This is a genomic window from Massilistercora timonensis (assembly GCF_048354975.1).
GTDB classification, from domain to species: domain Bacteria; phylum Bacillota; class Clostridia; order Lachnospirales; family Lachnospiraceae; genus Massilistercora; species Massilistercora timonensis.
Genome location: NZ_DBGCJQ010000052.1, coordinates 1 through 6,202, shown reverse-complemented (window position 1 = coordinate 6,202; position 6,202 = coordinate 1). Strand labels below are relative to the sequence as shown.

The 6,202-nt window shown below is 54.9% G+C and carries 7 protein-coding genes and 1 riboswitch; all 7 genes read right to left on the bottom strand.

Translation table 11 applies throughout. The features are described from left to right. Positions 1 to 748: ABC transporter substrate-binding protein (locus ACML7B_RS04435; protein WP_418539454.1), on the bottom strand; the 748-nt coding region annotated here is incomplete at its 3' end. A 30-nt stretch (positions 749 to 778) separates the two neighbouring features. Next, positions 779 to 1,534 (bottom strand): ABC transporter permease, encoded by a 756-nt coding sequence (locus tag ACML7B_RS04430; RefSeq protein ID WP_262426915.1) that lies wholly within the window; start codon positions 1,532 to 1,534, stop codon positions 779 to 781. A gap of 52 nt (positions 1,535 to 1,586) precedes the next feature. Beyond that, positions 1,587 to 1,691, bottom strand: a riboswitch (TPP riboswitch). Between the two features lie 107 nt (positions 1,692 to 1,798). After that, positions 1,799 to 2,749: an ABC transporter ATP-binding protein gene (locus ACML7B_RS04425; protein WP_022272166.1), complete on the bottom strand. Its 951-nt coding sequence runs from the start codon at positions 2,747 to 2,749 to the stop codon at positions 1,799 to 1,801. Then, complete coding sequence (locus tag ACML7B_RS04420; protein WP_418539453.1) at positions 2,746 to 3,777, bottom strand: ABC transporter ATP-binding protein; 1,032 nt, start codon at positions 3,775 to 3,777, stop codon at positions 2,746 to 2,748. The genes ACML7B_RS04425 and ACML7B_RS04420 overlap by 4 nt, the downstream gene beginning before the upstream one ends. A 12-nt stretch (positions 3,778 to 3,789) precedes the next feature. After that, positions 3,790 to 4,683, bottom strand: a complete 894-nt coding sequence (locus tag ACML7B_RS04415) for an ABC transporter permease (RefSeq protein ID WP_418539452.1) — start codon at positions 4,681 to 4,683, stop codon at positions 3,790 to 3,792. Between the two features lie 16 nt (positions 4,684 to 4,699). Next, a complete protein-coding gene (gene nikB, locus ACML7B_RS04410) occupies positions 4,700 to 5,629 on the bottom strand; it encodes a nickel ABC transporter permease (protein ID WP_022272169.1) in 930 nt (309 codons plus the stop codon). A 106-nt stretch (positions 5,630 to 5,735) separates the two neighbouring features. After that, positions 5,736 to 6,202: ABC transporter substrate-binding protein (locus ACML7B_RS04405; protein WP_418539451.1), on the bottom strand; the 467-nt coding region annotated here is incomplete at its 5' end.

Here is a 6,202-nt window from a genome sequence, read left to right as displayed (position 1 = left end):
TCTTCACCATCTCCGGCTTCTCCTCCAGGACCTGATTCCCTGCAATGATCACCGGCGTATAATAATCCAGCCGCTCGTCCAGATCCCGTACCGGCATATAGCTGATGGGGAAATCATTGAGTTCACATTTCACACTGTCCCACGCCTCGTAGAACCACATGATATCCACCTTATCCTTTAGGGCCTCAAACCCAGAGCCATCGGAGATCACCAGGTTCAGCTTTGAAAAATCGGCTCCAGCCTGGGTCATGACCGCCTTTAATACGGCTTCCTCTCCCGGGCCGCCCCAGCCTGCATACGTTTTCCCCTCAAAATCCTTTGGAGAATGGATCCCCTTATCTTTGTAAGCCGCAAAGCCCGAGGTATTATGCTGGATCACTGCCGCGATGGCCTTAATGGGAAGCGGATCCTCGGACGTTAAGGCAACGGTCACATCCTCCTGGTAGCTGATCCCGAAATCGCCTTTTCCCACAGCCACCAGAGAAGCCGTAGCCCCTTCTGTCGGTTCCACAATATTCACCTTCAGTCCTTCTTCCTCATAATATCCCTGGTCCAGGGCCACATACATGCCTGTATGATTGGTGTTTGCCACATAATCCAGGATCACGGTCACCTCTTCCAGCTCCGCCTTTTCCGAAGCTCCCCCTGCTGTCTCACTTTCTCCTTTTTTTCCACAGCCTCCCAGGACCATGGATACTGCCAGGGCACAGGCCGCTGCAGCCGCAAGATTCCTTTTCATCTTTCTCATTGTCTTCTCCTCCAGTTTTTATGTTCTATATTACCGCTGTTTTCTCAGATACGGCATTCCCAGGTACTGGTACAGCCGGATGAGTCCATTCATGCACAGGCTTAAAAAAATGATCACTGCCACACAGGCAAACACCTTATCCAGCATATAGCCGTTTTTCACCCGCAGAAGGTAATAGCCCAGCCCTTCCTGGGAGCCGATCCACTCTCCCACCACCGCTCCGCTGATGCTGTATGTGGCCGCCACCTTAAGTCCCGAAAGAAGCGCCGGCACTGCCGCCGGGATCTTCACCAGACAATAGGTTTTCCATTGTCCTGCCCCGTAGGACCGGACCAGATGCACATATTCCGCATCCACCTGGCTCAGTCCATCGGAAAAGCTCACCGCCACCGGGAAAAAGCACATTAAAACCACTGTCAGGATCTTGGGAGCAGCGCCGAAGCCCATATAAATGATGAAAATTGGCGCCAGAACGATCATGGGCACCGTCTGTGTCACCACCAGGACCGGATAAAGTCCCTGGCGGATCATTGGAAAGCAGTCCATAAGGACCCCCAGCGCCAGGGCCAGGACCAGGGAAATGGCCACGCCTGCCAGGGCTTCTGCCACTGTTACCCGGGCATGCAGCGCCAGCACAGGCAGTTCCTGTACCAGGGTTTCCGCCACCTGGACTGGCGACGGCAGCACATATAGGGGGATCCCAAAGATCCGTACCGCCCCCTCCCAGAGGACCAGGAGGCCCAGAATGAAGAAAGCCGGCATCAGCCTTTCCGATGTCTGTTTCATACAAATTTTCTCCTTTTCCATTAAAAAAAGACCGCCGGATAACGGCAGTCAGTCAGGCATACGCTTATGTCCCTACGTTGGCATTATCCAAATCAGGTTATGGGTCGAAATTCACAATTTCCTCTCAGCCTGTATACAGGCTCCCCTTGTTATGAATCATATTTTTACATCTGGAACTGATTATAGCACGGAATCCAGCCTTACGCAACGGCAAAGTTCAAAAAAGACCGGAACCCCCATAAAAGAGTTCCGGCCTTATAAAGCCTAGTCGGTAAGGAAGCAGGACACGAAGTGGCCCGGGCTGATCTCCTTAAGCTGCGGCTCCTCCGAGCGGCAGCGGTCCGTCGCATACGGACACCGGTTCGCAAAACGGCATGCCTTCGGCGGCTCGATGGGCGAGGTGATCTCTCCCTTTAACAGGATCCTCTCCCTCCGGTTGTCCAGGGACGGGATCGGGATCGCTGATAACAGCGCCTGGGTATACGGGTGCGTCGGGTGGGCAAACAGCTCCTCTGACGGTGCCTTCTCGATCAGCTTTCCAAGATACATAACCGCGATGTCGTCCGAGAAATGGTTTACCACGGACAGGTCATGGGTGATGAACATGTAGGTCAGACCCATCTTGTTCTGCAGCTGCTTCATCAGGTTCAGGATCTGCGCCTGGATCGATACGTCCAGGGCGGATACCGGCTCGTCACACACGATGAACTTCGGGTTTAACGCCAGTGCCCTCGCGATCCCGATCCTCTGGCGGCGGCCTCCGTCCAGCTCGTGGGGGTATGTGTTGATCAGACGGTCTGCAAGGCCTACCGTCTCCATCAACTCACGCACACGGTCCATCTGCTCGTTCTTGTCCGTGATGATCTTGTTGATCTTTAACGGATCCGCGATGATCTGGCTGATGGTCTTACGCGGGTTTAAGCTGGAGAACGGGTCCTGGAAGATGATCTGCATGTCTGTACGTTTCTTTCGCATCTCCTCCGCAGACAGCTTCACCACATCCTGGCCCTCGAACAGCACCTCGCCGGCCGTCGGCTCGATCAGACGCAGGATCGCACGGCCTGTGGTGGACTTTCCGCAGCCGGACTCGCCTACCACGCCCAACGTCTTTCCTTTTTCGATCGTGAAGGTGACATCATCCACGGCGTGCAGCATCCCCTTCGGGGTTTTGAAATACTTTCTGAGGTTTTTTACTTCAAGCAGCGGCTGGCTCATCGAATGTTCACCTTCCCTTCATGGATGTTGTCTTTATTGTACAGGTGGCACTCCACATAGTGGGTATCGTTCCGGTACGTCCTCGGCGGCTTCTGCGTCTTGCAGATCTCCATCGCATACTCGCATCTCGGGCAGAACGCGCATCCCTTCGGCAGGTTGCTGGGATCCGGCATCAGGCCCTTGATGGGCTTTAACTCTGCCTGCCGGTTCTCAAGGTTCGGCAGGGAGTTGAACAGGCCCTCTGTATACGGGTGGCGGGTATTCTTGAAGATATCCTCCAGGGTCCCGTGCTCGATGACACGCCCTGCGTATACCACCGATACCTCGTCACAGATCTCGGCCACGATCCCCAGGTCATGGGTGATCATTAACATCGAGGTGTTGTATTTGTCACGCAGGCCCTTCATCATCTCCAGCACCTGCGCCTGGATCGTCACGTCCAGGGCCGTCGTCGGCTCGTCCGCGATCAGAAGCTCCGGGTTGCACGCAAGCGCCATGGCGATGACCACCCGCTGCTTCATTCCGCCGGAGAACTGGTGCGGGTACTCGCCTCCGCGGCTTCCGGGGATCCCTACTAACTCCAGCATCTCCCTGGCCTTCTGCATCGGGTCCACGTCTTTTTCATGGAGCTTGATGACCTCTGCGATCTGCTCCTCTACCGTCATGACCGGGTCTAAGGAGGTCATGGGATCCTGGAAGATCATGGCTACTTTCTTTCCCCGGATGTCCTGCATCTCTTTTTCACTCATGGAAAGGATGTCCTGGCCGTCCAGCTTGATGCTTCCGTCCACGATCACTCCCGGCGGGTCCGGGATCAGCCGTAACAGGGACAGGCCCGTCGTCGTCTTTCCGGCTCCCGTCTCTCCTACCAGGCCCAGGGTCTTTCCTCTCCCGATCTCAAGGTCCAGGCCGTTTAATGCCTGCACCACTCCGTAGTCCGTGCGGAATTCCACCACCAGGTTCTTGATCTCTGCGGTCAGGTCCTTCCCCCCGGTCTTCTTGTTTTCGATTTTTACATTTTCGCTCATCTTGCTACCCCCTTAACGCAGTCTCGGATCAAGTGCATCACGAAGTCCGTCACCCAGAAGGTTGAGTGAGAGGATCGTGGTCATGATTGCAAGGCCCGGGAACAGGCACATGTAGCTGTAGTCACGGATGTAGGCACGGGCTCCGGAGAGCATTGCGCCCCACTCCGGTCTCGGCGCCGGGATTCCCAGTCCGATGAAGGAAAGGCCTGCGATGGAAAGGATCACCGATGCCACCTGTAAGGTCGTCTGCACGATGATCGGCGCAAGGCTGTTGGGCAGCACCTCATGGAAGATGATCGTCGCATCCTTCGCCCCGATGGCCCTTGCTGCCTCCACGTAGTCGGCGTCACGGGCTGTGATGACCGCTCCGCGCACGACACGGGAGAACGTCGGGATCGAGGATACCGCCTGCGCGATGACAAGGTTCGGGATGGAGTTTCCAAGGGATGCCACGATACAGATCGCAAGCAGCGTTCCGGGGATCGCAAGGAAGATGTCCATGATACGCATGATGATCATGTCCGTCTTTCCTCCGAAGTATCCGGCTGCCGCTCCCAGGATCAGGCCCACGGTCAGGGAAACTGCCACGGTCACCACTCCGATGGAAAGGGAAACGGTGGAACCGTACATGACACGCAGTAGGATGTCACGGCCCATCTCGTCCGTTCCGAACCAGTGGTTTGCACTGGGCGCCTGGAGGGCCTCACTGTAATTGGTCTTGATCACCTGCGTTTCATAGTCGATCAGGATCGGAGAAAGGATCGCCATCAGCGTCAGCAGTGCAACGATCACGAGTCCGAGGACTGCCGTCTTGTTCCGGCAGAGACGCTTCCAGACTTCTACGAACTGACTCTTCTTCTTGATGTCAGCAGGTGCATTTACATTTTTTGCAGAAGCATTGCTCATTACTGTCTTCCCCTCCTTACTTATACTGTGCTTTGATTCGCGGATCGATGAAGCCGTAGATCAGGTCTACGATCAGGTTGATCACCGCGAAGCTGAGTGCAAAGATGATGATGCAGCCCATGACCGACGGGATGTCACGGCCCTGGATGGACTGGATCATGTAACGGCCGATCCCCGGCCATGCGAACACGCTCTCGGTCAGTACGGAACCGCCTAACATTCCTCCGATCTGGAGGCCGATGACCGTTGTCGTCGGGATCAGCGCATTCCTTAAGGCATGGCGGGTGATGACCTCCTTCTCCGGAAGGCCTTTTGCACGCACAGTACGGATGTAGTCCTGGCGGATCGTCTCAAGCATGGAGCTTCTGGTGGTACGGGCGATGGATGCCATGTGCATGAAGCCTAACGCGATGGACGGCAGCACAAGGCTCTTGATCCCCTGGTCTGCTCCGGATACCGGGAACCAGCCCAGCTTTACAGAGAAGAACAGGATCAGCAGGAGGCCCATCCAGAATACGGGCATTGAGATACCCAGGAGGGATATGAACATGCTGATGCCATCGAACAGCGTGTTCTGCTTGATGGCCGCGATGATTCCTAACGGAAGTGCCAGTAAGATGGCTACCACAGTGGAGGTAAGCGCTAACATCGCCGTATTTGGCAGACGGGCCCATACCTCTTCTCCTACCGGATCACGGGTCTTATAGGAGGTTCCCAGGTCTCCCTGACAGAGGCCCAGCATGTAGTTTACGTAACGGACAATGAACGGGTCATTTAAGCCCATTTCCTCCCGGAACGCCTCGATATCTTCGGGACGTGCCTGCTCACCCAGAGCAGCCTTGGCAGGATCACCAGGAGCCAAATCAAGGATAAAGAATACGAGCAGTGATACTCCGACCAGTACCGGGATCAGTGCCAGAAGACGTTTGATTATAAACTTGATCATATGGTGCGATCCTCTCCTCTCTACATAAATTTTAATCAAAACAGGGACCGGCCTTCCAGGGGCCAGGTCCCTGTTATCTTCTTAAAGAGTTTACTTCAAATAAAAATTATTCGCTCCAGCTCAGGTCCTCGATGTACATACCGCCGGTCGGGCTCATTGTGAAGCCTTCCAGGCCCTTTGCGTATGCACGTACGTTGTTCTTTAAGTAGAGGGGAACCTGCGGACATATCTCATTCAGAGACTTACTGAGTTCCGTAACGATCTTTACATTTTCCTCCGGATCCAGTGTAGCTTTGATCTTATCAATGAAAGCATCGATCTCCGGATCGTTCAGACGGGTCTTGTTGGAACCGTCGATGGATTTGGAGTGGTAAACGCCCATGCAGTGAGCTAATACGTCGCTGGAGGTGTATCCGCCGATGGCAGCCTGGTAATCACCTACTGCGGTCTTATCCAGGTATGTAGCAAGGTCCATGGACTCCAGCGTCACGTCGATGCCCAGGTTTTCCTTTAAGGAGGACTGGATCACCTGTCCGGCACGGAGCTTTGTATCGTCAGAGCAGATCAGAGCGA

Excerpts from the sequence above, each read along its gene's own strand:
- ACML7B_RS04430 (WP_262426915.1), bottom strand. The coding sequence starts at position 1,534 with ATGAAACAGACATCGGAAAGGCTGATGCCGGCTTTCTTCATTCTGGGC.
- ACML7B_RS04425 (WP_022272166.1), bottom strand. The coding sequence starts at position 2,749 with ATGAGCCAGCCGCTGCTTGAAGTAAAAAACCTCAGAAAGTATTTCAAA.
- ACML7B_RS04420 (WP_418539453.1), bottom strand. The coding sequence starts at position 3,777 with ATGAGCGAAAATGTAAAAATCGAAAACAAGAAGACCGGGGGGAAGGAC.
- ACML7B_RS04415 (WP_418539452.1), bottom strand. The coding sequence starts at position 4,683 with ATGAGCAATGCTTCTGCAAAAAATGTAAATGCACCTGCTGACATCAAG.
- nikB (WP_022272169.1), bottom strand. The coding sequence starts at position 5,629 with ATGATCAAGTTTATAATCAAACGTCTTCTGGCACTGATCCCGGTACTG.